Genomic DNA, 24,941 nt, shown 5'->3' on the forward strand with positions numbered 1-24,941 from the left:
CCGATAATCGAAAAAACCATGACAGGCGTAGCTGCGCAATTGACGCGTGGCCTGCGACCTCTTTCCGTTGTCTGTTTTTCGCGAGCATTACGCATGAATTCTGAGTTTCACCGGGATACGTTGTTGTCTGCCAGGGACAACATGGAAGCACACACGGTACGTGTGACGCGGCGTAGCCTGCGCACGCTGACCGTGTTGCTGTTTGGTGTCCTGATTCTCTCGATGCTGATGGTGTTGATGATTGCCCATCGCCAGAACATCGCATCGGTCGGACATGACGAGATGATGCTACGCCAGGCCTGGCAGGCGCGTCAGCAGGAGATGCTGGTCGATGTCCGGGACTACGCCTTCTGGGATGATGCTTATAAACATCTGCATCAGCAGGTGGATAAAGTCTGGGCCTTTGACGAAGAGAATGTCGGACCGGGACTGTACAAGGAGTATCACTACCAGGGCGTGTTCGTGGTGGATGGTGCGGGTCAGACGCGCTATGCGCTGATTAATGGCGAGCTGGTGGACACCTCACTGGAAAGCTGGCTGGGCGCGCAAGCCGCTCCCCTGCTGGCGACAGCGAGCCGGCTTACGCATGATGCGATTGCGCGCAATGCGCTGGTCAATAAACAGCCCGCCATCGTGGTGGCAGCCCCCATTTTACCGGGTAAAGTCGCCAGTTTGCCGCTGCCGCCAGGCCCGCCCTCGGTGCTGGTTTTCGTCAATATTTTTACCCCTGCCAGGTTGCAGGCGCTGGGCAAAGCGATTGACGTACTTGATCCGCATACGCCTGCTGACGCCGACGACGCGCGCAAAGAACCTCGCCTGACTGAACCGGTTCCCGGTGGCGAGCAACCATTGGTGATTCGCTGGCAACCGAAGAATCCCGGTATGGGGTTGATTTGGTTGCTGTTGCCGCTGTTGTTACTGACGGCGCTGACCATTGCGTTGGTGACACGCCGGGTAAGCCGTCATGCGTTATATAACGCGGTACTTTCCGACCGACGCTTTGAAATGCTGGTGATCAGTCAGCGTGAGCTGGCCGACAGCGAGGAACGCTTTCGCGATTTGGCCGAAGCCGCATCCGACTGGATTTGGGAAACCGACGATCAGGGACGCCTGTGCTATCTGTCGTCACGTTTTAGTGATGTCACTGGACATGAAGTCAAACGCTGGCTGGGGCGACATCTTGACCATCTGCTCAGTCATCCCAGCCACTCGCTGGTGGCCTGGCTGAGGCGGCAGGGTGAGGATGTGCAACGAGTACCGCTGCGCTGCCAGTTTATGTCAGCCGCGGGTGAACGCCGTATTGGGCAGTTGATGGCGAAAACCATTCGTCGCAATGGATTACGTTCCGGTTTTCGCGGCACCGTCTCGGACATTACGTATGAAGTTGATGCACAGGCACGCATTCAGTTCCTGTCGCGGCACGATATTCTCACCGGGCTGGCGAACCGTATGCAGTTGCAGGAGTACCTGACTGCCCACCTCGTTCAGGCGACGGATGACGATCCCTTAATCGTGATCAGCCTCGATCTCGATCAGTTCAAGCCGATCAATGATACCTGGGGACACACGGTCGGCGATGCGGTGCTGAACCAGATTTCACAGCGTATACGTGGCCTGATGGGGGCGCATGAGCTGGCTGCCAGACTGGGCGGTGATGCATTCATTCTGGTGATGCGAGAAGCTTCGCGCGCCGGAGTGGAGTACCGTTGCCGTGCGCTGCAACGTGCGGTGCATCAGCCGGTGTTGAGTGGCACACACCAGCTGCATCTGAGCGCCAGTATGGGTATCGTTTGTGCGCCACAGGATGCCAGCCAGCCGGAGGCGCTGCTGCGCCTGGCAGACATCGCGCTGGGGCAGGCGCGGGCCGCCGGTCGCAATCAATGGGTATGGTATTCCAATGAGATGTCGAGTCATTTGCAATCAAAACGAGAGATGGTGCAGGCGATGGAAGCGGCCCTCAGTCAGGAGGCGTTCAGTCTGCATTACCAACCGCGTTATCAGCTGCAAAATGGCCAGCTGGCGGGTGCCGAAGCGCTGATTCGCTGGCAGGTGGCTGCAGACAAATGGATCACGCCGGATCGCTTTATTCCCCTCGCGGAAGAGAATGGGTTGATTACCGCCATCAGTGATTGGGTGCTGATGCGTGCCTGCACCGATGCTTGTGCATGGGGCGAGCAACGTTATGTGTCGGTCAATATTTCACCGGTTGAGTTTCGAGCCAGCGATCTGGTGCAACGCGTGGCTTATGCACTGGAAACCAGTGGCTTGCCAGCGACCCGGCTGGAGCTGGAGATCACCGAAAACATTACCTTTGAAAATCCTGAGCGTGCGCTGGAGATCATGCAGGGGCTGCGAGCGTTAGGCGTGCGGCTCACCGTGGATGATTTCGGTACCGGCTACGCGGCGTTGGGTTATCTGAAAGCCTTTCCGTTTAATGGCCTGAAAATTGATCGTTCCTGGATGAAGGAGTTTCCGGAATCACAGCAGGCGCAATCGGTGGTAGCGGGGATTGTGGCACTGGCACGGGCATTCGCGCTGACTATCACAGCCGAAGGGATTGAGACAGAAGCGCAGTTGAACGAGTTGAAAGTATTGTCGTGCGAAGAAGGGCAGGGCTACTTTCTTGGGCGACCAATGCCGCTGGCGGCGTTCAGTGCGCTTCTGGAAAAACAGGATGTTTAACGAACTTTGACGGCCACGCAGGTCATCAAAATTGCTACAACGATAAAAATTGCTAATTCCATAATTATCACCTCAGATAAATCTTAGGTAATTTTACCTGACACCTGCTGAGATAATGGGCAAATTGTGTGATTAATCCGAAAAACTGTGGCAGGAATCACCGTTTGACGAGGCTTTTCTGATGGAAATCTTTTCGCATCACGGGCACGCTTTGTTACTCTCGGGCATCCGTTTGTCTGAAAATCCAGGAGGAGAAAACGTGAAATATTATGGAAAAGCGCTACTGGTGCTGGGATTTTTTGCCCTGACCGCCTGCCAGTCTGCGACCAAACCTGACACCGCTGCGGGGACCCCCCAGGATGCGGAAAACGATATGTGCGGCGCATCGCAGTATCAGAACACCATCGGTCAGCCCTTATCGGTGCTGCATGACAAACGCTTTGACGTGCCGGTGCGCGCCATTCCGTGGAATTCAGCCGTCACCATGGATTTCAATCTGCGTCGGCTCAATTTTATGGCCGACCAGAGCGGCAAAATCAGCAAGGTCTATTGCGGGTAACATCAAACCGACATGGCAGTGTCATCGGGCTGTCACAGCCTCAGGCGAGGATAGCAACGCATTTAGGAGATTTCCTCGTCACTCTCGAATATGCAATGCTCGTCTTGTTTCTTCCCGCTTCGGCGGGAATTTTTTTTAACCGTCATAACAAGTTGTAGCGGCGCGATTTATCGCGCTTTTTTCAGCCAGTTAAGCATCTTAAAACCCGCGCGATAAATCGCGCCGCTACTGGATATATCAGGTTAAGATTTTACTCGTGGGGGCGCGCTTCCAGCAGCTGCGCCAGCAGATTGCGATAACTTTGCAGACGTTGCTCATCACCCTCGAATTCCAGTTTGGCGATCACTCTGGCAATCACCGCTTTGCTGGTCGCGGGCTGACCATCATCCATCAACTCACGCATAATCGCGGCCAGTAGATCGCTCTCGTGCGGGGCATGCCAGGCCGGACTGTTAAAATAATCGGTAATCGCCCGACTGGCGCTATTAGGATGCGTTCTCATAGCTGACCTCCGCAGAGACAACGATGCCCGCCGCCCGTAACAGGCAACTGCGGGGAGATAGTGGTTTATGTATGCACGCCGACCAGAACGGGTAGCGCTCCACCAGCGGTCGCTGGTGGTTTTTTAAACATAGTTGCGACGTCAATAATTGTCAGTAACCGCCGGAAATATTTTTTCACGTTTTGAGCTATTGGCGGCGGGCGTAAATCATCCCGGTAATGTTTTTACACATTAACTGGCTGCCAATTGCCCCCTGCGTAATATTTGCTGTGCGCAGAAGTCAGCTGCACAGCGTAAAACTGCGTTTTTATCCTGATGCCATGTTTTGCCGTCCAGCAATATCAGGTGATTGTTAAACTGAACCTTCATTTCATATTTGATGTGCTTTCTCATGTTACGCTCCGTTGAACCCTGGAAAATCAACCTGATCTCGGTATGGTTTGGTTGTTTTTTTACCGGACTGGCGATCAGCCAGATCATCCCGTTTCTGCCGCTGTATATCGAACATCTCGGGGTGCGCGGGGATAATGCGCTCAGCCTGTGGTCGGGGCTTACTTTTAGTATCACCTTCGTGGTTTCCGCTGCGGTAGCACCGCTGTGGGGTAGCCTTGCGGATCGTAAAGGGCGCAAGCTGATGCTGCTGCGTGCTTCTTTTGGCATGGGGGTGGTGATCCTGTTGCAGGCATTTGTCACCCACGCCTGGCAATTGCTGCTGCTGCGCGCCCTGATGGGGCTGACGTCCGGCTATATTCCTAACGCGATGGCGCTGGTGGCGGCTCAGGTGCCACGCGAGCGCAGCGGCTGGGCGCTGAGTAGTGTGGCAACCGGGCAGATTGGCGGCGTGATCCTTGGGCCGATGATTGGCGGCCTGCTGGCGGACTGGCTCGGTCTGCGCCTGGTCTTTATCGTCACCGCCGCGCTGTTGTTGATCAGCTTTTTGGTCACGCTGTTTCTGATTAAAGAAACCGGCTATACCCCGGTCAGCAAGCAGGACAAGATGAGCGGGCGCGAAGTTTTCCGCAGTCTGGATAATCCGCGTCTGATGGTTTGCCTGTTCATCACCACCATGGTGATTCAAATGTGTAACGGATCGGTCAACCCGATCCTGACGCTGTTCGTGCGTGAACTGGCTCCCAATGCGCAAAACATTGCTTTCCTCAGTGGTTTTATCGCGGCGCTGCCCGGTATTTCCGCCCTGATCTCCGCACCTCGCCTCGGCAAGCTGGGCGATCGCATTGGCACCCAGCGCATACTGATCGCCACTATGATCACCTCGCTGGTGTTACTCACCGCGATGTCGTTTGTTACCAGCGCCACGCAGCTTGGTGTGCTGCGTTTTCTGCTGGGCTTTGCCGATGGCGCGATGATGCCAGCGGTGCAAACGCTGCTGGTACGCCATTCACGCGATAACGTTACCGGACGTATCTTCGGTTATAACCAGTCGTTTATGTATCTGGGAAATGTGGCCGGGCCACTGCTGGGAGCGGCCGTGTCGGCGGCGTCTGGCTATCGCTGGGTATTCTTTGCCACCGCGATGGTGGTGCTGCTTAACGTGCTGTTGCTGCGTCGTTTCTATCGCCGCCCGAAAACCACGCTGGCGCAACCGGTGAGCCAGCGTGAGTCATCAGAGAAAACTACTGACGCAACGTCAGAGCGAAGTGCCAGCGCTGCTGAGTAAGCAGGAACTCCGGGCTAACGCTCGGACTCCAGGAGTCGTCACCGCCGACACCCATATGGAAGCCATCGAGATGCAGCCAGCAACCCGCTTCAGGTTGCAGCAGATGGCGATGTGAGGTGTCGCGCAGCTGTTCCAGGCTGTACGGGCTGAGCGAAAAGGCAAAATCACCGCTGACCTGCCAGCTGCCGCTATCCAGCTGACGTGTGCCTCCACGCAGACCATTTTCGCCCGGAAAAACGTAATCGGTACGCATGGCCGTCAGCGGCAATTGCCAGCGGGAGAACTGCGCCGCCAGCTGGCGATCGGGATAGTTTTCATCGGGTCCCAGCCCCAGCCAGCTGACCTGCCGGGGCGAGTGAGCCAGCTGGCAGCGTACACCAATACGCGCAGGCGGCGGCAACCCAGGTGCCTGTTCCACTTCAATATCGAGAGTTAACTCGCCAGTACCGCGTATCTGATAACGCTTACGGCTGGTAAAAACCACATGTCCGGCAAAAAGCCACTGATGCAGCGTTTCGATCAACACGCTGTGCTTCAGGCTATCCAGCTCCAGTTCGACCAGCTGTGGCTCCAGTTGCTCGTAACCGGCGCGTTTCCAGCGTTCGACCCAGGCATGAGGATCAATATTGGCGGCCTCACTGGTGCCGATATCGTTATCAATGGGCGCACGGATAAAACAATCCTGCAGCGGAGTCAGCAGCGTCTCTTCATCATTAACAAACCACTGCACCAGCTCACCGCTACGGCGGGAAAAGTGCCAGCGCTGGTTTGGCAGGCAGACCGCAATCAAATCATGATTTGATTCAACCACCGGAGCCGGTTCGCTGTTCGCCAGGGTTCGTGCGGGCAGGGTCGCGGGCAGCGGCCACTGCTGCCAGGCAACGCGTGCATCATCTTCCGACCAGGGTGTCGCCTGCACCTGATGCACTGCCAGATTGAGCCAGCAATTGCCCTGTAAATTCTCCACCGGCGGGAGGCTGAATGACTGGCTGCCGCGCGGCGCGATCGCCAGCGTCAGTTCGCCATGGGCAATGGATTCACCATCCTGCTCGATCGACCAGCGCAGCACCTCGTTATCACTGTGACGAAACAGGTAATCGCTGCTGACGGTAAAGCGCCAGGGATCCTGCGCATCCGGGGTGAACTGGAAAAACTGCTGGGCGCGCTGCGCTTCGAACAACGCCGGATGGGCAGAACGGTCGGCAAATACCAGCCCATTCATACAGAACTGACGATCGTTAGGTGTATCACCAAAATCACCACCGTAGGCCTGCCACGGCTTTCCTTGTTCGTCGTAGCGCGTCAGGCTTTGATCGACCCAATCCCAGACGAAACCGCCCTGTAAACGCGGGTGCTGGCGAAATGCCTGCCAGTATTTGGCGAAGCCGCCGAAGCTGTTGCCCATCGCGTGGGCGTATTCACACAGGATCAGCGGGCGCGTTTCGCCGGGCAGACCGATCCATTTTTTCAGTGACCATTTCGGCACCGCCGGGAAGGGTTGATCCTGATCGACGCGTGCATACATCGGACAAATAATATCGGTGGCGGCGGTGTTGGCCCCGCCGCCTTCATACTGCACCGGACGGGTGGCATCGCTGCTTCTTACCCATTGGTACAAGGCATCATGCGTGCTGCCATGACCGGATTCATTGCCGAGCGACCAGATAATGATGCAGGGATGATTTCGGTCACGCTGCACCATGCGCGTAACGCGTTCGCTGTAAGCGGCAAACCAGCGCGGATCGCTGGAGAGGCGATTCATCGGCTGCATGCCGTGCGTTTCGATATTGGCTTCATCCACCACATACAGGCCGTATTCATCGCACAGGCGATACCACAGTGGATGGTTGGGATAATGAGCGCAGCGCACCGCGTTGAAGTTGTGGCGTTTCATCAGTTCGATATCGCGCCGCATGCTGGCTTCATCCACTACCTGACCGTTTTCCGGGTGGTGCTCATGGCGATTGACGCCGCGAATCAGCAGCGGCTGACCATTCAGACACAGCAGGCCGTTTTCAATCGCAACCCGCCGGAAACCGACATCATAAGCCTCGGACTCCAGCAGTGCGCCTTGCTCATCCAGCAGCGATACCACCGCGCGATACAGATGTGGTGTTTCGGCGCTCCACAGCAATGGCTGGCTGACGGGCAGCACCAGCAAGGTGCGTTCCGGGTAGTGGCCGCGCTCGTCAATAATGGCGCTGCCCGGCACCTGTTCATGTTCGCCGATCAGGGTGGTGCCGTGCCACAGGCGCAGACGTAGCCGGCAGTCTGGCAGCGGGCGCGTCGGGCTGTGGATCTTCACGCTCACGCGTAAATCGCCGCGCAGATATTCCGGGCTGAGCGCGGTTTCAATTTGCACATCCGCCAGCTGCGTCGCCGGTTTATGCAGCAGCGTGACATCGCGGAAAATACCGCTCATCCGCCACATATCCTGGTCTTCGAGGTAGCTACCGTCGCTCCAGCGCAACACCATCACCGCCAGACGGTTATTGCCTGCGCGCAAGGTGCGGCTCAGGTCAAACTCGGCCGGTAAGCGGCTATCCTGCGAATAACCGATCCATTGACCATTGCACCACAGGAAGAACGCTGAATTAACACCATCGAAAATGATGCGTGTCTGGCCCTGTTGCAGCCAGGCATCATCGACCTTAAATGTGAGCGAGTAACATCCGGTGGGATTGTTGACCGGAACGAAAGGCGGATTGACCGGAATCGGGTATTGCACATTGGTATAAATCGGTGCGTCGTAGCCCTGGAGTTGCCAGTTTGCCGGAACGGGAATGTTGTCAGCATCGGGGAGATCCTGCAACAACCAGCTTTGTGGCACCGCTTCCGGCTGGGCGAAATAGCTGAATGTCCACTGACCATTCAGACTCTGGCGCGCAGGGGAGGGATGATCATCACGCGCGGCCTGTTCATCACGCCAGCTGGCAAAGGGGGGATGCGCGTCAAGCCGGTTCAGACTGGTGACCACCGGATTTTCCCAGTCGCGTCGAGCCAGAATATCACTGAGGGAAACAGAGAAAGATGTCATGTTGGGATCTCATTAATTGTAATGCGCTCACATTGCGTGAAATTCCCCCAGCTGTAAAGTGCTGTGACGGCTTGCCGGAGCGGATTTTTTATCGCTTTCATTACGTCTTTGTCGGTTTTCTCCTGGCTTAGTGCCAGTAAATTGTTAAGCATGGTGAGCAGAGATGAATAGTGCCGGGTTACGGAGAATTCTGTATTGTCGGGCGTGACGGCGGCTCATACACTCAGCCCGATTTCTCCATCCTGAGGTAATTATGGTCCGTATTGTTAAACTCGCAGCCGTAGTGGCATTGGTGACCGCGCTGAGCGGTTGTATTTTCCCACCACCGGGTGGCGGGGGTGGTGGTGGCTGGGGCGGCCATGGCGGCGGTCCGGGCCGTGGATTTATGGGTCCATAAGTGATTAACGTCCTGCGTTAATCACTGCTTTTTGCGTGCGAAACGTTTCACCAGAACATTATTTCTGAGAGAAACGTTTCGCCGCTTAATAATAAAATCCTGCGCTGAATTTTCTTTCCCCGCCATTTTTAACTGTGTTATCTGGATCCCACAAAAATTCCTGTTGTTTTATTCTGCTCAATGCTAACGTCAACATTTCCCTCAACTAATTGAGTTGGTCGCATGAAAAATCTGATTGCGGAACTCCTGCTTAAGCTGGCTGAAAAAGAAGAAGAGTCTAAAGAGTTAGTGGTCCAGGTTGAGGCGCTGGAAATTGTGGTTACGGCCTTGCTGCGTAAACTCGAACCGGAGCAATTAAATGACATCACTTCGGGTATTGACGTTGCCATGTCCACGGTTGCGCATCAGGAAGTCTCATCAGATGCCATCCTGCTGCGTAATTACGTGGAAAAGCTGCTGAATCATCCCCGCATATGATTTCCCCCCAACGCCTGTGATCGCCACAGGCGTTTTTCGTTATATTTATTTCTGCTTTGCTTATCTCATGCCAGGCTTATCAGGCAATAACTTTATGGAGAAGGTGCAATGAAATCGTTTCTTATGGCAATGATGGCTGCGGGTCTGCTGATCGCAGGCACCGCTGGCGCGGCAGAGAAGACCGCGCAGCAGGAAAAAATGACTATGTGCAATCAACACGCGTCTTCGCAAAACCTGAAAGGTGACGCGCGTAAAAGCTTTATGAGTTCCTGCCTGAAAAAAGACAGCAAGATGGGCAGTATGACGCCACAACAAATGAAGATGAAAACCTGTAACACCGAAGCGGGTGATAAAAAACTCAGCGGTGATGCACGTAAAACCTTCATGAGTTCCTGTCTGAAAAAAAGCTGATCACCTGATAGCGGCCTGCGGGCCGCTAATTATTTCTGCCTGGCCTTCCCTTAATTACATTTTCTTTCATCTGTAAAACGGTGAATAAACAGATTGTTATTACCCGCCGCGTTTTCCTCTCCCTGCCAAATCATCAGACTTTGCCACACTTACTGTTTGTATGGATTTATTGCTTCACATCTAACTACAACGTAGGGAGGCCTAACGTGAGCTATCAATCTGTCGTTGAACTGACGGCGCTCAGGCAACATAAACCCACCAAATTTTCGGTGGGTGATAAGGATATTTTACTGATCCGCGAAGGAGAACGTGTCCATGCACTTCAGGCGAAATGCCCGCATGCCGGCGCGCCGCTGGAACAGGGTGCGGTTTGTGGCGGCGAGCTGGTATGCCCCTGGCATAAAGCGGTATTTGGTATCGAAGATGGCAGGATGCACGAACCGCTGGCCCTGGCTGACTTGAAAAACTACCCGGTACGCATCGAACAGGGCAAGGTTTGGGTCGATACCAAACCCATGTCTGCTGCGTCACTCCCGGCGACTGAGCAGGAAACGCCGGTCTGCGTGGTACTGGGATCGGGTGCCGCAGGCAGCGCGGCCTTGTGGACGCTGTGTCATGAGGGCTTCAAAGGGCATCTGGTTTTAGTCGAACGCGAAGCCGAGGCTCCCTATGATCGCACCGCGTTAAGTAAATTTGTTCCCTCGGGAAAAATGGCGATTGAAGACGTGCCGCGTCTGCTGAAGCCGGATGTGCTCAGCCATGTGGAGCGTATTCAGGCCAATGTGGTTGAACTGAATAGCGCAGAACAGTTGCTGATCTTTGCCGATGGCAACAGATTACATTTCGATCAGTTACTGATTGCCAGTGGCGGGACGCCACAGCCGCTGGCGATTCCGGGGCACGATCTTCCCGGCGTGCATCTGCTACGTTCGCTTAATCAGGCTAGCTCACTGCTGGATGATGTCGATGAAACCCATCAAATCGTGATCATCGGCAATAGCTTTATTGGTATGGAACTGGCGGGGGCGCTGCGCAACCGCGATATTGATGTCACGGTGCTGGCACGCCACCCACTGCCGTTTGCTAAACAGTTCGGCGAAGAGATCGGCCTGCATTTCCGCGATCTGCATACCAGCAATGGTGTGAAACTGGTTGAGGGAGAGCCACAGGCGCTGGTCGGCCATGACAAAGTCGAGGCGGTGACGCTGAAAAATGGTAAAAGCCTGGCGGCCAGCCTGGTGCTATTCGCCACCGGCATTAAACCGGTAACCGGATTTGTTCATGATCTGGCGATGCAGAGCGACGGCAGTCTGACCACCGATAGCCAGCTCCAGGTGGCAAAAAATATCTGGGCGGCAGGAGACATTGCCAGCTATCCCACGCAACAGGGACCGCAGCGGATTGAGCATTATCGGGTGGCGCACCAGCAGGGACGGATTGCGGCGCTGAACATGCTGGGCCAGCGCGAGTTATATGACCGGGTGCCGTTTTTCTGGACGGCGCATTACGGTACGCGTTACGAGTATCTGGGACATGCCACGGAATGGGATGAGTTCCACTTGCTGGGTTCGCTGCCGGATAAACGTTTTATCGCCTTTTATGGTCAGCAGGGCAGGCTGGCGGCGGTGTGTTCTGCCGGAATGTACACACTGACGGCGGCACTGGTGGAACATATGCAGCAGCCAATGACGGTGGCGCAGGGCATCGCGTTATTTGAGGATTATCAGGGGTAGCGGTTCTTACGTAGCGGCGCAATTTATTGCGCAATTTCGTGCACATTGCCGGAAAAAAGCGCGCGATAAATCGCGCCGCTACGGATTATGACTTACTTAATGCATCCGACTTTTTCATGCATTGCTGCATCGCTTCGATCACCGCCGCCCGGAAACCTTTTTCTTCCAGCACCTTGACGGCCTCAATGGTGGTGCCACCCGGAGAACACACCATATCTTTCAGTTCGCCGGGATGTTTGCCGGTTTCCAGTACCATCTGCGCAGAGCCTTTCACCGCCTGCGCCGCAAACTGGTAAGCCTGCGCACGCGGCATACCACCCAGCACCGCGGCATCCGCCATTGCTTCAATAAACATAAACACATAGGCCGGAGCGGAGCCGCTAACACCAACAACCGCATGAATCAGGTATTCACTGACCACGGCGGCTTTACCGAAACTCTCGAAAATCGCCACCACTTCGTCGGTTTCATGCTGCTCAACCAGCACATTCGGCGTCACTGAGGTCATGCCCTCATTCACCAGTGATGGCGTGTTTGGCATCACGCGGATGATTTTACGATCGTGACCCAGCACGGCAGCCAGCGAATCCAGCGTCACTCCGGCAGCGATCGACACCACCAGCGCCTCTTTTTTCAGCGGGCTGGCAAGATCCTTCAGCACCTTGAGAATCACATTGGGTTTCACCGCGCCAAAAAGGATATCGACTTCACGCGCCAGGCTTTCGGCACTCTCGGCAGCCGTCACGCCATACTGCTGTGCCAGCGCCTGATTGGTGGCGGGTTTGCGGTCAAAAACCCAGATGTTGGCCGGGGCGATTTGTCCGCTATTCACCAAACCGCTGATGATCGCTTTCGCCATATTCCCGGCACCAATAAACCCGATTTTCTTCTCCAGCATCGCTTGATCCTTTAGATGGTTCGATTTTCTGTATCGGCTAGCTTACGTCGCTGGGCAGGGGTTGCAACGTTCCGAGCAAATTAAATTTGCCATTCTGGCGCAGAACCGGAAGATCACCTGCATTCCCCGTGAGTAAGGATTAACTATGTCGATTTGGGTTGATGCTGATGCCTGTCCCAATGTCATCAAAGAAGTGCTTTACCGCGCCGCTGAGCGCACGCAAACCCAGGTCACTTTTGTGGCCAACCAGCCGCTGCGCGTACCGCCTTCGCCGTGGCTGAAAACGTTGCAGGTGGCGGCGGGTTTTGATGTGGCCGATAACGAAATCGTCAAACGTGTGCAGCCGGGCGAGCTGGTGATTACCGGTGATATCCCGCTGGCGGCGGAAGTGCTGGAGAAGGGGGCTGCGGCGCTGAATCCGCGTGGTGAACGTTATTCGCCGGATACGATCCGCCAGCGTTTAACCATGCGTGACTTTATGGAAACGATGCGCGCCAGTGGCATTCAAAGCGGCGGCCCGTCGGCGCTAAGCCCACGTGACCGCCAGCAGTTTGCTAACGAACTGGATAAGTGGTTACGTCAACGCGGTTAGACAAAATTGTCATCGTCGTCGTTGAAGTCGCCGCCGCCGAAATCGCTGAAATCATTGTTGTCGGCGAAGTTGTTATCCCAACCGCTGCTATTGTCATTCAGGAACGCGTTGTTGCTGTCGTTGACGCCATTAAAGGTATCAAGATTGTCATCAATCTGCGGCAACGCAGGCTCATTGATGATGTTCACAATCTCTTCCGGCTGCGAATGGTGGAACATACTGGTCAGCATGTCCGCCATCACCACACCACCGGCTACACCAACTGCCGTCTGCAATGCGCCACCGAGAAAACCGGTACCGCGTGCAGGGGGCGCGCTGGCGTATTGCGGCTGCTGAGGCGGTTGCTGCTGCGCCGGGGCGCTGTTCCACACCGGTTGCTGTTGTTGTGGCTGTGCGGCAGGGCGCGATGCGCCACCACCAAACAGGCTGGAAAGGAAACCACCGCTACTTTGCTGCGGAGCCTGCTGCTGTGCCTGCGCCTGTGCCAGACGATTTTCCAGCTCACCCACCTGGGCATTGAGCTTTTTCATCGCCGCTTCCTGAATCAGGATGGCCTGTGCCATGTAATAAGGCGCGCCAGGCTGCGACAGCAAATGCTGTTTGATTAACTGCTCAGCGCCAGCATCACGCGGGCCGCTCTGGCTCTCAGCCTGTTTCAGACGGCTGAACAGGCTTTCAATTAACTGTTGTTCTTCGCTCTGCATGGTAAACCTCCGTTTGCGAGTTACCCCACTATATGAGGGCGAGATGACAGAAAGTAAATCAACGCGCTGGTAAGCAAATGTTGCCCGGACTTACATTTTTGGCGATGCACAAAAATTGCATGATTTTTTCTATTTAAATCATGGTGATGTGAGATTGTATGGGCAAGATATGCGTAAATCGTGCTTCGCCGGTGGCTGATGAAATGAAATCCAGGTATCATGCGACGCAATATTGACCTGATGACGTTGCCCGTGCGGCAAAACACGGCGGAGGATGAGCCAGGATGTCATTACCCATCTATCTGATCGGCGCACGCGGTTGCGGTAAAACCACCATTGGCCAGGCGCTGTCCGAGGCACTCGGCTACGCCTTTTGCGATACCGACCATCACCTGCAAACTGTCACCCAGCGCAGCGTCGCCGAAATCGTTACTGCTGAAGGCTGGGACAGCTTTCGTGCGCGGGAAACCGAATCACTTCAGGCGGTAACTGCCCCTTGCACCATCATTGCCACCGGTGGCGGCATGGTGCTGGCAGAGGTGAATCGTCGCTTTATGCGCGAGCACGGTCAGGTGATTTGGCTGAATGCCCCTTCGAGTGTGCTGGCAGATCGTCTGGAACGTCAGCCGGACGCGGATCAGCGCCCGACACTGACCGGGCGTCCGATTGCGGAAGAGATGGGCGATATTTTGCGTCAGCGCGCGCATTTGTACCATCAATCGGCCCATCATGAAGTCAATGCGATGCAGTCGCCGGAATTGGTGGTTGAAGAGATCCTCCGTTCACTGTCTCTGGCCCGCGCCAGCTAATCCCGTCAGATTTCTCCCTGTTTAAATTGCAACGATCCCCGCTTGTCTATACTTAAGGACGGGCAGGGGATTGTTGCTGTCCGTTTGGATAACTGACATACCCAGGAGGGAAATGTATGCCATCAAGACCACCCTATCCACGGCACGCCCGTGTCGTTGCCGTTGAAAAAGGCACGCCGGGCAACTCGGTGACCTGGTACGAATTACGCGCCGATCATCCACGTCCGGATTCGCTAATCAGCGAACATAAAACTGCAGCTGAAGCGCAGGATGCCAAACTTCGCTACGAGGATGTGGAAAAAGAGTAATATCGGCTGGCAGGGATGCCGGTTATTATGTTGCTTCACTCAGCGTATTTTTTCATTCACGCGAAATAACTGTAAACCTGGCGCAAAGTGACGCCCTTTCCTGCATTCAATTTATCCTGCCTGATAAAATCATTAAGTTTTAACTTTATTCCTCATTTTATGCTGCATTAATTTCCCGCTGATTTGGCCGGTACAAAATTTGCGCTTGACCACAAAAACCTGACGTTTTACTTTCGGGGTATTGATTCAGGAACTTAGTTCCAAATAGTGAAACTACCCTCGATGACGACACTCGAAAATGCTGCCGCCGTGCTTAAATTGTTCCAGCGCTTTGGCGTGACGCAGGGGCATCCTGGCCTCACCTTTACCGAGGTGGTTGACGCGTTGGATCTGCCGAAAAGTACCGTTTCCCGTTTGCTGGCGACGATGGAAAGCCAGGGGTTACTGGAGCGCGATCCTGATAGTCGTTGTTTCCATATTGGCCGCGTGCTGCTGTCGGTGGCGGGACATTATCTTTCAACGCCGCTGGTGGATAGCGCCTCTGGTGCCATGGCTCGGCTGGCAGCCAGCACCGGCTGCATGGGCTATATCTCGGTGCTGGATGGGCACGACATCATCGTGATGCGCATGTACCACGGTCGCCTGTTTACTCAGTTAATCACGCCACCTGGCACCCGTATGCCAGCGGCGGGTACCTCTACCGGGCGTGTGCTGCTGGCGCAAAGCAGCGACGAAGTGGTACGCGAACGTTTTGCCAGTGAATGGCATGCCGCCTCACAGAATTCACCGCTCGATCCTGATGCGCTGTGCGCTGAACTGGCGACCATACGCCAGCAGGGTTGGGCGCTGGCGCGTAACGAAACGCTGCCAGGCATCAGCTCAATAGCGGTAGCCGTCACCAATAAGCACCGCGGTGAAAGTGTTGCACTCTGCCTCTCATTTCTTTCACAAGAAGCCGCTCCCGGCTATCCGGAAGCGCTGCTCAATGAATTGCGCGCCACTGCGGCCCTGATGGCCGAAAAATATGGCGCATGATTTAACGGCGTAATACTTCGCGCCACACCAGGGAAATAACAGGCCTGCGGGCCTGCTTATTTCAACCATCAGGGAACGATATTTAACAAAACGCCGCTGTCCCGCGTGACGGGCGGTGCGTAATAACGTTTTCGCCAGGGTGAAAATACGGGGAATAACATGCGTCACCATAATCCAATAAAAAGTGTCGGAGTCGGCTTAATGCTGGTGTTGTTGTCCGTTGCGGGCGCGATCATTGGCGTGCAATTAATTACTACCATCGGGGTCACCCCCAATACGTCTATTATCGGCGCGCTGTTTGCCATGTTGCTGGCGCGCATTCCATTGCAATGGTTTCGTCGTTATCGCTCGGTGGAAGTGCAGAACCTGGCGCAAACCGCCATTTCATCTGCGACCTTTGGTGCCGCCAACAGCCTGCTGATGCCAATTGCGGTGCCCTGGGCGCTGGGCGAGCCGCAGCTGGTGCTGCCGCTGTTTGTCGGAGTCAGTGCGGCGATGTTGCTGGACGCTTATCTGCTGTATCGCCTGTTCGATACCCGTATATTCCCGGCCAGCAATGCCTGGCCGCCGGGGGTGGCAGCAGCGGAAGCGATCAAAGCCGGTGACAAAGGAGGCCGTCAGGCGTGGCTGCTGGTGGTGGGGATTGTCGGCGGGATAGTGGGTTCGATGCTGAAGATCCCGATGTCGGCATTTGGCACGGCGTTTATCGGCAATATCTGGGCGCTGAGCATGCTGGGCGTGGGTTTCCTGTTGCGCGCCTATTCCCAGCCAGTGGCGGGTATCGATATCAACGCGCTGTATATTCCGCACGGGGTGATGGTGGGTGCCGGTGTGGTGGCGCTGATTCAGGTGGTGCAGGTGATCCGCAGTCGCCGTAATGATGCGCTCAACGTCAGCCGCAGCGACAGCGAAGTAAAACGTTCGCTCGGTTTCGGCACCGTCGGCTATATCGTCATTTCCGCGCTGCTGGCGCTGGCAGGCGGCTTGTGGAGCCAGATGGGCCTGCCGATGCTGGTGCTGTTTATCGTTTACGCCGCCTTTGCTGCCTTTGTTCATGAATTGATCGTCGGTATTGCCGCGATGCACTCCGGCTGGTTCCCGGCTTTTGCGGTGGCGCTGATTACCCTGATCCTCGGTATTTTGCTCGGCTTCCCGCCGCTGGCGCTGTGTCTGCTGTGTGGCTTTACCGCCGCGACCGGTCCGGCCTTTGCCGACATGGGTTATGACCTGAAAGCCGGTTTTATCCTGCGCGGCAACGGTGCGGATATCGAGCAGGAATTGTGGGGCCGTCGCATTCAGCTGATTGCGGCGATGATCGCTTTTGTGATCGCCATTCCGGTGGTGTGGTATGCCCATACTTTGTTCTTTGCAGAAAACCTGTTGCCGCCGGTAGCCCGTGTTTACGCCAAAACCATTCAGGCCGGTGCGGAGCCGGGTATTGCGGGTAATTTGCTGATTTGGGCCATTCCCGGCGCGATCATTCAGCTGATTGGCGGGCCGAAGCGTCAGCTCGGCGTGCTGCTGGCTACCGGCCTGCTGATTAACAATGCCGCCGCTGGCTGGGCGGTGCTGGTGGGGATTGCGTTACGCATCCTGATCCTGCGCGTGTGGGGCGAGCGCGGTCGTTCACCGATGGAGGTGATGGCGGCAGGCTTTATCGCCGGTGATGCGCTCTACAGCTTCTTCCATTCACTTTTTGCCAGTAGCAGTAAGAAATAACCAGGGAATCCAACATGAGTTTACAGCAGACATTGCAGGTCTTTGAGTTACTCGATAGCGCCTTTGTTGATGGTCAGCAGGTGGTTGACCTGTTTGCCGCCTATCCTGGCGTCAGCGCCAGCACCAAACGTGTCAGCGGCCCAAAGGGGCGCACCGACTTTGTACGCATCGATATCCCCGGAGCCAAAGGTAAAAGCCAGGGAGGCAGTGCGCCGACCCTCGGTATTATTGGGCGTCTCGGTGGGATTGGTGCCCGTCCGACGCGTATTGGCATGGTGTCGGATGCTGACGGTGCCGTGGCGGCCATCAGCAGCGCACTGAAACTGGCACAGATGCAAACCAAAGGCGATGTGCTGGCCGGTGACGTAATCATTACGACCCATATCTGTCCGGATGCGCCGACACGTCCGCATGAGCCGGTGGATTTTATGGATTCACCGATCGATGACGTGACCATGAACGACAATGAAGTGGTGGCCGGAGTGGATGCTATCCTCTCCATCGATACCACCAAAGGCAACCGCATCCTGAATCACAAAGGTTATGCCCTGTCACCGACGGTGAAAGAGGGCTACATTCTGCGCGTCTCGGAAGATTTGCTGCGCATTATGGAGATGACCAGTGGCCGTCCGGCAGTGACTTTCCCCATCACCACCCAGGATATCACGCCATATGGCAACGGGGTTTATCACCTCAACAGCATTCTGCAACCCTCAACTGCCACGGATGTGCCCGTCGTCGGCGTAGCGATTTGCGCTGAGTCGGTGGTGCCGGGCTGTGGCACCGGCGCCAGCCACGAAGTGGATATCGCCAGTACGGTCAAATTTGCTGTGGAAGTGGCAAAAGAGTTTGGGCGTGAAACCTGCCATTTCTACGACGCGCAGGAGTACGCTGTGCTGCTATCTTTGTATGGTAGCCTCAGTCATTTGCGTGCCCGGAAATCTTAAGTATGAAAACATCTCTGGTAACCCTGACCATCGGTCAGTCACCGCGCAGCGATATTCTGCCGCTGTTGCAGGATTATCTGCCCGCCGGGCAGGTGGCGCACGCCGGTTTACTCGACGGTCTCTCTCTGGCGGAAGTGGAGCAGAACTACACACCGGCTGCCGGTGAGAAAGTGCTGGTCTCACGGATGCAGGACGGGCAGCAGGTACGCCTTGCAGCACGTCAGGTGGAGCAGGGATTGCAGCAGAAAATCTACGCGCTGGAGGAGCAGGGGTACGACACCATCCTGCTGCTGTGCACCGGAGAGTTTGGTGCTTTGAAAACACACAAAGCGTTGTTACTGGAGCCGGATCGCATCATTCCACCGCTGGTGGGAGCGATTGTGCAGGGGCACAAAGTGGGGATCGTGGTGCCGGTGGAAGAACAGATTGTCGAGCAGGCCAGCAAATGGCGCAACCTCGGTACTCCCCCCTGTTTTGCTGTCGCCAGTCCTTATCTGGCGCAGCAGGCAGATTTGATTGAGGCGGGCCTGTCGTTACAGGAGCAGGGGGCTGATGTGGTGGTACTGGATTGCATCGGTTATCACCAGAAGCATCGTGATTTTCTGCAGAAGATGCTGGGGATTCCGGTCTTGCTGTCTAATGTGCTGGTTGCCAAACTGGCGGCGGAATTGATCGTTTAATCCACAAGGATCACAACTTGCGAGACCACCTGTCATTTCGCGTGACAGATCAGCGAGTTCCCTTGTAATCTGCCAGTCAACCTAATGTGCTGTGAGGAAGTGACATGCTCAACGTGAGTGAGTATTTTGACGGAAAAGTGAAGTCCATTGGTTTCGATAGTGTCACCATTGGGCGCGCAAGCGTGGGCGTGATGGCGGAAGGTGAATACACCTTCGGTACAGGGCAGCCGGAAGAGATGACGGTTGTCAGCGGTGCACTGAAAGTCCTGCTGCCGGGTGAAACCGAATGGAAATGGTATGAAGCGGGTAGCGTGTTCAACGTGCCGGGCCAGAGCGAGTTCCATCTTCAGGTCGCTGAGCCAACCTCCTATCTGTGCCGCTATCTGTAAGCCCTTGCCCCAGGCCGCAGATTGCGGCCTTTTTTGTCCGATTCACCTCACAAAATTTGTAATTTTAATTTTTTATTCTATCTTCAATTTAAAATAATTATTTCTCTTTTATTTGACGCTTTTCAAGCAGATGAATTAAGTTTAATTAGTTGAATCATTAATTAACTCGCCGTTATGTTAAATTTTCTGGCAAATAAGTTGGTTGCATATTGATTTTATCTGTATTAAAAATGACCCCGTTCACTGGATAATGATTCTAAAAAGGAGCTTAGCATGTCGATTGGTCGAATATACACAGCACCTATTTTACCAGAACCTGTTATTCGTTCTGATACAAAATACTCTGAAGCATCACCGTCATTGGCTGGTTTTATTACCCATGTTCTCTGTGCAGCATGCAAGGAACGACCGGATTCATTTAAGCATAAGGTTAATTCGCGTGTCAGTCTCAATGAATTGCCTCCGGCAAATAAACGCTGGTTCGGTAAGACGGTGCCGCCACTTTCCGAGCCTGTTGTCAAACCGGCACCGGTTAAGCTAACAAGAGGTTTTTTCTCACCCTTTAGCGGGAAGATACATATTCCCAGTCTTAAGTTTAATAAAGCTGCCAGCTATTCCCCTGAAAAGGCTGCTATTAAAACTATGCAGAAGAAACCTGCGTCAAAATCCAAAACGGTCATCCAGCATGTAGGATATTACGATGACTTAGCGCGGTTTATTACGAAAGTTAGTAAAATGAACAAGTATCCCTCAGATATCACGCTGGAAAAGATATTGGATAAAATTGAAGCAGGAGAAACTGATTTATGGGATAACGAGGATGCATCCCCATCCCCATCTCCTGCTTCAGAACGTCGTACATTGCCGAAGGATATCGGAGAGACATCCTCGTTGTCCGGCAGTGACTCAGGGTGCGACATTATTTCTGATGGTGAAGACGCGTCCAGGCCACCTGTCCCACTCGAACCGGTTGTTATTATAAAAACGGCAAAGGACAGGAAAGCAGAGAATTTGCAAGTTAAAGTAGATAACTTTTATAACCAATTTGATGAAAGCCGCACCAGGGAAAATGACAGACGAAGGCCTAATCCTTCTGCCTTTACGCTAAAAGCGCAGATAAGCAACCACCACCTTTGTCAAAAGGCTAAACCACCCATCATCATCCAGACATGGACTGCGCGGGAACTTCAGAATAGCAAGCTTGAGGGTTTTGTTATTCCATTCAATCATTCTGATTATTTAGCGGTGGAGAATGACAGGAATAGAAAGTTGTCGGTCCGAAGTTCTGATGATGATTTCTTAGAGGAGCTGAAAAAAGAAATAAAAGAATGTGCACGTATTTTTGAAGAGAGCCAGGCGTATCATTATTTACGCTATAAGAAGCTCAGGGAGAAAATTGATGGTTTGAATGGTGTAATGGAAACCATCGATGAAGATAGTGTTTTATGCCTCCCTCCGGTAGAAGAGTTAAACGACTATTACCATAGCCTACGTGATGAAATTATGCTGGCTATTGCACGCGAGAAAAAGGCCATCATTGTTGATAATGCAGGCAGGAAAATAAATCCAGTGTATGTGGAGAATGAACCTGAATATTAGATGAATCAGTTTTCTTACTGAATTGAACAGGCTCGTAGCGGCGCGATTTATCGCGCTGCTTCGTGTGCGATATCGGAAATAAATGTGCGATATATCAAAAAACTGCGCGATGCGTCAAAACACCGCGCGATAAATCGCGCCGCGACATCACAGCTTCCCCTTTATTCTTTCACGGGCCATAGCCATGCGGCACCACGTACACCGCTGGAATCGCCATGTACCGCTTTGAGTACCGGAGTTTCGCACTCCCGACCAAATACCCACTGCTTCATCAGCGTCGGTACGGTCTGATACAACCGATCGTTATTACTCATGCCACCGCCCAGCACAATCACATCCGGATCGAGCAAATTCACCACCTGCGCCAGCGATTTCGCCAGACGCATTTCATAACGGTGCATTGCCAGCTCGGCCACCGGATCCTGTTGCTCAAGCAGCTTAATGATCTCCGCCCCTTTCAGCGCTTGCCCACTCAGCCGCTGATAATCAATGGCAAAACCTGTACCAGAGACAAAGGTCTCGATGCAGCCCTGCAAGCCGCAATAACACGGCACTTCCGCGCGATAACGCAGTTCATCCTCATCCATCCACGGGAGCGGGTTATGGCCCCATTCACCGGCATTACCATTGCCGCCGATACGCGACTCACCGTTTATTGCCACGCCTGCACCAGAACCTGTGCCGATAATCACCGCAAACACCAGCGGTTGTCCGGCACCGGCACCATCCACCGCTTCGGATACCGCCAGACAATTTGCGTCGTTGGCGATACGCACGTCACGATTGAGCGCCCGTGCCAGATCTTTATCCAACGGTTGTCCGTTCAGCCAGGTGGAGTTGGCATTTTTCACCCGCTGGGTATAGGGCGAAAGGGTGCCGGGAATGCCCAGTCCTACCGTACCTTGCTGTCCGGTCTTTTCTTCCGCCAGTTTTACCAGATCGACGATCGCCTGAACCGTGGCACCATAGTCATCACGCGGGGTATTCACGCGGTGACGAAACAGCTCCTGCCCCTGGTCTGACAGCGCAATCACTTCAATTTTAGTGCCGCCTAAATCGATACCAATACGCACGTTTTATTCCTCATTATTCGTTCTGGTGAGAGATACAGTAGAAGGCCGTTTCGGTAAAGGCAATGAAACCCATCCGATGTTTCGCTATCATGCGCGCTGACTTGTAGACTTGTGCATCCGATCGCACCCCCGGTAAGGAATCCCGATGTTGTGGTTTAAAAATATGATGGTTTATCGTCTGAATCGTGACATCCCGCTGTCCGCAGACGATCTGGAAAAACAGCTCGACGCCTTCACCTTTTCCCCCTGTGGTAGCCAGGATATGGCCAAAACCGGTTGGGTTTCCCCCATGGGTAACCGCAGTGAGGCGCTGACGCACGTGATTAATGGTCAGATTGTGATCTGTGCACGTACCGAGCAGAAAATCCTGCCTTCTCCCGTGGTGAAGCAGGCACTGGAAGCCAAAATTGACAAGCTTGAAGCGGAACAGAGCCGCAAGCTGAAAAAGACCGAAAAAGATTCGCTGAAAGATGAAGTGCTGCATAGTTTGCTGCCGCGTGCTTTTAGCCGCTTCAGCCAGACTTTTATGTGGATCGACACCGTTAACAACCTGATTATCGTTGATTGCGCCAGCGCGAAAAAAGCCGAAGACACGCTGGCACTGCTGCGTAAAAGCCTGGGGTCGCTGCCGGTTGTGCCGCTGACACTGGAAAAACCGATTGAAATGACGCTGACCGAGTGGGTGCGTTCCGGTGAACTGCCCGCTGGTTTTGCCCTGATGGATGAAGCCGAGTTGAAAGCGTTGCTGGAAGAAGGTGGCGTGATTCGCTGTAAAAAGCAGGATCTGGTATCAGACGAAATTGCGACCCATATCGAAGCCGGGAAAGTGGTGACCAAACTGGCGCTCGACTGGCAGGAACGGATTCAGTTTGTTATCGCCGATGACGCATCGGTGAAACGTCTGAAATTCAGCGACACACTGCGTGAGCAGAATGACGATATCGATCGTGATGATTTTGCTCAGCGTTTCGATGCAGATTTTATCCTGATGACCAGCGAACTGGCGGCGTTGATTAGTAACCTGGTAGAAGCGTTAGGCGGAGAAGCCCAGCGTTAAGGGTGACATCCTAATTCGTAGCGGCGCGATAAATCGCGCTGCTACGTAATGTTAAGGTTATTCACCCACCAGCATTGAATCCTGTGGGGCGTTGTCGCGTTGCGCTTTCGTGGCAAGGAAGTAAACATAACCCACTGCCATAATCGCCACAAACAGGCCGCCAATCACCGGGTTAAACCACAGCATCGCCACTAAACACACCAGCGACAACACCAGCGCGATACCTGGCACAATCGGATAGCCCGGCGCATGGAAGCTGCGTTCCATTTCGGGTGCGATACGACGAAGTTTAAACAGACTCAGCATGCTCATCAGGTACATCACAATCGCACCAAATACCGCCATGGTGATCATGGCTGCCGTCAGACTCATACCTTGCAGGTTAATCCAGCCGTCACTGTAAATCGCCGCAATACCAATCAGGCCTCCGGCAATAATGGCGCGATGTGGCGTCTGGAAGCGTGACAGTTTTGCCAGGCTTTGCGGCAGATATCCGGCACGTGCCAGCGCAAAGAATTGACGTGAATAGCCAAGAATAATGCCGTGGAAGCTGGCAACCAGGCCGAACAGGCCGATCCACACCAGCATATGCATCCAGTTGGAGTTTTCGCCGACAATCATCTTCATCGCCTGCGGCAGTGGGTCGTTGATGTCCGACAGTTTGCGCCAGTCACCGGCACCGCCCGCCAGCAGCATCACGCCAATCGCCAATACCACCAGCGTCAAAATACCGGTGATGTAGGCTTTGGGAATGGTGCGTTTCGGATCTTTCGCTTCTTCAGCGGCCATCGCGGCCCCTTCAATGGCGAGGAAGAACCAGATAGCAAACGGAATGGCCGCAAAAATGCCAGACAGGGCAGGCATGCCAAAATGTTCACTGCCCGCCCAGCCGTTGGCGGCGAAATTGGCAATGCTGAAGCCAGGTGAAACTACGCCCATAAACACCAGCAGTTCCAGCACCGCCAGCACCGTGACCACCAGCTCAAACATCGCTGCCAGTTTCACGCCGAGAATATTCAGCGTCATAAACACCACATAAGCCCCGACCGCAGCGGTTTTGGGGTTGAGTTCCGGGTATTGCACATTGAGATAGGCACCAATCGCCATGGCGATGGCCGGGGGAGCAAACACGAACTCAATCAGGGTTGCCAGGCCGGCAATCAGGCCACCGGTTTCACCAAAGGCACGGCGGCTATAGGCAAACGGACCACCGGCATGCGGGATCGCGGTGGTCAGTTCGGTGAAGCTGAAAATAAAACAGGTGTACATGGTGGCGATCAGCGCCGTGGTAATGAGAAATCCCAGCGTCCCTGCTACGCCCCAGCCATAACTCCAGCCGAAATACTCCCCGGAAATGACCAGGCCAACCGCGATACCCCAAAGATGCAGGGTTCCCAGGGTGGGTTTGAGCTTGCTCGTCATAATCTTATCCCCGTCGTTTTTGTTGAGTGCGGTAACTTCACCGCGCCGGTTTATCGTTTGCGCTACAGTGAAGGGGATAATGCCGCTGCCTGTTACGGGAAAACTTGACGCAGGCGCAGTGAGTTTTGTCCTCCACGGTCAACTCTGACGCAAGAAAAGTGCCAGATGCACGCTGCGGTCAACTTTGGGTCATCTGCGGTCAAGCAGTCAGGACGACGTCATCCCATGCTGAT

General features: G+C 54.3%; 24 protein-coding genes. 17 read left to right on the top strand and 7 right to left on the bottom strand.

Annotated elements, in window-relative coordinates:
- Window positions 1–93 precede the first annotated feature (93 nt).
- Both CUN67_RS04190 and CUN67_RS04195 read left to right on the top strand, forming a co-directional pair.
- Window positions 94–2,682 (top strand): bifunctional diguanylate cyclase/phosphodiesterase, encoded by a 2,589-nt coding sequence (locus CUN67_RS04190; RefSeq protein ID WP_208714133.1) that lies wholly within the window; start codon window positions 94–96, stop codon window positions 2,680–2,682.
- 259 nt (window positions 2,683–2,941) lie between these two features.
- Window positions 2,942–3,241, top strand: a complete 300-nt coding sequence (locus CUN67_RS04195) for an I78 family peptidase inhibitor (protein WP_208714134.1) — start codon at window positions 2,942–2,944, stop codon at window positions 3,239–3,241.
- A gap of 250 nt (window positions 3,242–3,491) precedes the next feature.
- Here CUN67_RS04195 and CUN67_RS04200 read toward each other — a convergent pair whose 3' ends face one another.
- Both CUN67_RS04200 and CUN67_RS04205 read right to left on the bottom strand, forming a co-directional pair.
- Complete coding sequence (locus CUN67_RS04200; RefSeq protein ID WP_208714135.1) at window positions 3,492–3,743, bottom strand: biofilm development regulator YmgB/AriR family protein; 252 nt, start codon at window positions 3,741–3,743, stop codon at window positions 3,492–3,494.
- A 231-nt stretch (window positions 3,744–3,974) separates the two neighbouring features.
- Entirely contained in the window at window positions 3,975–4,136 is a 162-nt protein-coding gene (locus CUN67_RS04205; RefSeq protein ID WP_208714136.1) for a hypothetical protein, read from the bottom strand.
- On the opposite strand from CUN67_RS04205, the gene CUN67_RS04210 reads away from it, so the two are divergent.
- Window positions 4,135–5,421, top strand: coding sequence for a multidrug efflux MFS transporter (locus tag CUN67_RS04210; protein WP_208714137.1), 1,287 nt, complete (start codon window positions 4,135–4,137; stop codon window positions 5,419–5,421). The two genes, CUN67_RS04205 and CUN67_RS04210, sit on opposite strands and share 2 nt — an antisense overlap.
- On the opposite strand, the gene CUN67_RS04215 is transcribed toward CUN67_RS04210, so the two are convergent.
- The gene (locus tag CUN67_RS04215) at window positions 5,378–8,458 is read right to left on the bottom strand and encodes a beta-galactosidase (protein WP_208714138.1); all 3,081 of its coding nucleotides are present in this window, start codon (window positions 8,456–8,458) and stop codon (window positions 5,378–5,380) included. The two genes, CUN67_RS04210 and CUN67_RS04215, sit on opposite strands and share 44 nt — an antisense overlap.
- Window positions 8,459–8,711: 253 nt before the next feature.
- Here CUN67_RS04215 and CUN67_RS04220 point away from each other — a divergent pair, with 253 nt between their 5' ends.
- The 4 genes from CUN67_RS04220 to CUN67_RS04235 all read left to right on the top strand — a co-directional run bounded on the left by CUN67_RS04220 (window position 8,712) and on the right by CUN67_RS04235 (window position 11,476).
- A complete protein-coding gene (locus CUN67_RS04220; RefSeq protein WP_208714139.1) occupies window positions 8,712–8,855 on the top strand; it encodes a hypothetical protein in 144 nt (47 codons plus the stop codon).
- A 222-nt stretch (window positions 8,856–9,077) separates the two neighbouring features.
- Window positions 9,078–9,332, top strand: coding sequence for an anti-adapter protein IraP (gene iraP, locus CUN67_RS04225; protein WP_208714140.1), 255 nt, complete (start codon window positions 9,078–9,080; stop codon window positions 9,330–9,332).
- Between the two features lie 108 nt (window positions 9,333–9,440).
- The gene (locus CUN67_RS04230) at window positions 9,441–9,743 is read left to right on the top strand and encodes a PsiF family protein (protein WP_208714141.1); all 303 of its coding nucleotides are present in this window, start codon (window positions 9,441–9,443) and stop codon (window positions 9,741–9,743) included.
- A gap of 206 nt (window positions 9,744–9,949) precedes the next feature.
- The gene (locus CUN67_RS04235) at window positions 9,950–11,476 is read left to right on the top strand and encodes an FAD-dependent oxidoreductase (RefSeq protein ID WP_208714142.1); all 1,527 of its coding nucleotides are present in this window, start codon (window positions 9,950–9,952) and stop codon (window positions 11,474–11,476) included.
- An 85-nt stretch (window positions 11,477–11,561) separates the two neighbouring features.
- Here CUN67_RS04235 and proC read toward each other — a convergent pair whose 3' ends face one another.
- Complete coding sequence (proC, locus tag CUN67_RS04240) at window positions 11,562–12,374, bottom strand: pyrroline-5-carboxylate reductase (RefSeq protein WP_208714143.1); 813 nt, start codon at window positions 12,372–12,374, stop codon at window positions 11,562–11,564.
- Window positions 12,375–12,519: 145 nt separating this feature from the next.
- Here proC and CUN67_RS04245 point away from each other — a divergent pair, with 145 nt between their 5' ends.
- A complete protein-coding gene (locus CUN67_RS04245) occupies window positions 12,520–12,966 on the top strand; it encodes a YaiI/YqxD family protein (protein WP_208714144.1) in 447 nt (148 codons plus the stop codon).
- Here the strand turns inward: CUN67_RS04245 and CUN67_RS04250 are convergent.
- Window positions 12,963–13,670: a DUF2076 domain-containing protein gene (locus tag CUN67_RS04250; protein WP_208714145.1), complete on the bottom strand. Its 708-nt coding sequence runs from the start codon at window positions 13,668–13,670 to the stop codon at window positions 12,963–12,965. The two genes, CUN67_RS04245 and CUN67_RS04250, sit on opposite strands and share 4 nt — an antisense overlap.
- Before the next feature lie 284 nt (window positions 13,671–13,954).
- Here CUN67_RS04250 and aroL point away from each other — a divergent pair, with 284 nt between their 5' ends.
- From aroL to CUN67_RS04290, 8 genes are all read left to right on the top strand, one after another.
- Window positions 13,955–14,479 (top strand): shikimate kinase AroL, encoded by a 525-nt coding sequence (gene aroL / locus CUN67_RS04255; protein WP_208714146.1) that lies wholly within the window; start codon window positions 13,955–13,957, stop codon window positions 14,477–14,479.
- Between the two features lie 116 nt (window positions 14,480–14,595).
- Window positions 14,596–14,787, top strand: a complete 192-nt coding sequence (locus CUN67_RS04260) for a YaiA family protein (RefSeq protein ID WP_208714147.1) — start codon at window positions 14,596–14,598, stop codon at window positions 14,785–14,787.
- A 282-nt stretch (window positions 14,788–15,069) separates the two neighbouring features.
- Window positions 15,070–15,822 (top strand): IclR family transcriptional regulator, encoded by a 753-nt coding sequence (locus tag CUN67_RS04265; protein WP_208714148.1) that lies wholly within the window; start codon window positions 15,070–15,072, stop codon window positions 15,820–15,822.
- Between the two features lie 159 nt (window positions 15,823–15,981).
- On the top strand, window positions 15,982–17,541 hold the full coding sequence (locus CUN67_RS04270) for an OPT/YSL family transporter (protein WP_208714149.1): 1,560 nt from the start codon (window positions 15,982–15,984) through the stop codon (window positions 17,539–17,541).
- Between the two features lie 14 nt (window positions 17,542–17,555).
- The gene (locus CUN67_RS04275; RefSeq protein ID WP_208714150.1) at window positions 17,556–18,488 is read left to right on the top strand and encodes a DUF1177 domain-containing protein; all 933 of its coding nucleotides are present in this window, start codon (window positions 17,556–17,558) and stop codon (window positions 18,486–18,488) included.
- A gap of 2 nt (window positions 18,489–18,490) precedes the next feature.
- Window positions 18,491–19,168, top strand: a complete 678-nt coding sequence (locus CUN67_RS04280; RefSeq protein WP_208714151.1) for an AroM family protein — start codon at window positions 18,491–18,493, stop codon at window positions 19,166–19,168.
- Between the two features lie 104 nt (window positions 19,169–19,272).
- Complete coding sequence (ppnP, locus tag CUN67_RS04285) at window positions 19,273–19,557, top strand: pyrimidine/purine nucleoside phosphorylase (protein ID WP_208714152.1); 285 nt, start codon at window positions 19,273–19,275, stop codon at window positions 19,555–19,557.
- A gap of 273 nt (window positions 19,558–19,830) precedes the next feature.
- Window positions 19,831–21,156, top strand: a complete 1,326-nt coding sequence (locus tag CUN67_RS04290) for a hypothetical protein (protein WP_208714153.1) — start codon at window positions 19,831–19,833, stop codon at window positions 21,154–21,156.
- A gap of 161 nt (window positions 21,157–21,317) precedes the next feature.
- On the opposite strand, the gene mak is transcribed toward CUN67_RS04290, so the two are convergent.
- The gene (mak, locus tag CUN67_RS04295; RefSeq protein ID WP_208714154.1) at window positions 21,318–22,229 is read right to left on the bottom strand and encodes a fructokinase; all 912 of its coding nucleotides are present in this window, start codon (window positions 22,227–22,229) and stop codon (window positions 21,318–21,320) included.
- 145 nt (window positions 22,230–22,374) lie between these two features.
- On the opposite strand from mak, the gene rdgC reads away from it, so the two are divergent.
- Entirely contained in the window at window positions 22,375–23,286 is a 912-nt protein-coding gene (gene rdgC / locus CUN67_RS04300; RefSeq protein WP_208714155.1) for a recombination-associated protein RdgC, read from the top strand.
- A gap of 57 nt (window positions 23,287–23,343) precedes the next feature.
- Here rdgC and eat read toward each other — a convergent pair whose 3' ends face one another.
- Window positions 23,344–24,708 carry an ethanolamine permease gene (gene eat, locus CUN67_RS04305; RefSeq protein ID WP_208714156.1) on the bottom strand — a complete coding sequence of 455 codons (1,365 nt, stop codon included), beginning with the start codon at window positions 24,706–24,708 and terminating at the stop codon, window positions 23,344–23,346.
- Window positions 24,709–24,941 lie beyond the last annotated feature (233 nt).

Origin of the sequence: Pantoea cypripedii (genome assembly GCF_011395035.1) — a bacterium.
Taxonomy (GTDB): Bacteria; Pseudomonadota; Gammaproteobacteria; order Enterobacterales; family Enterobacteriaceae; genus Pantoea; species Pantoea cypripedii_A.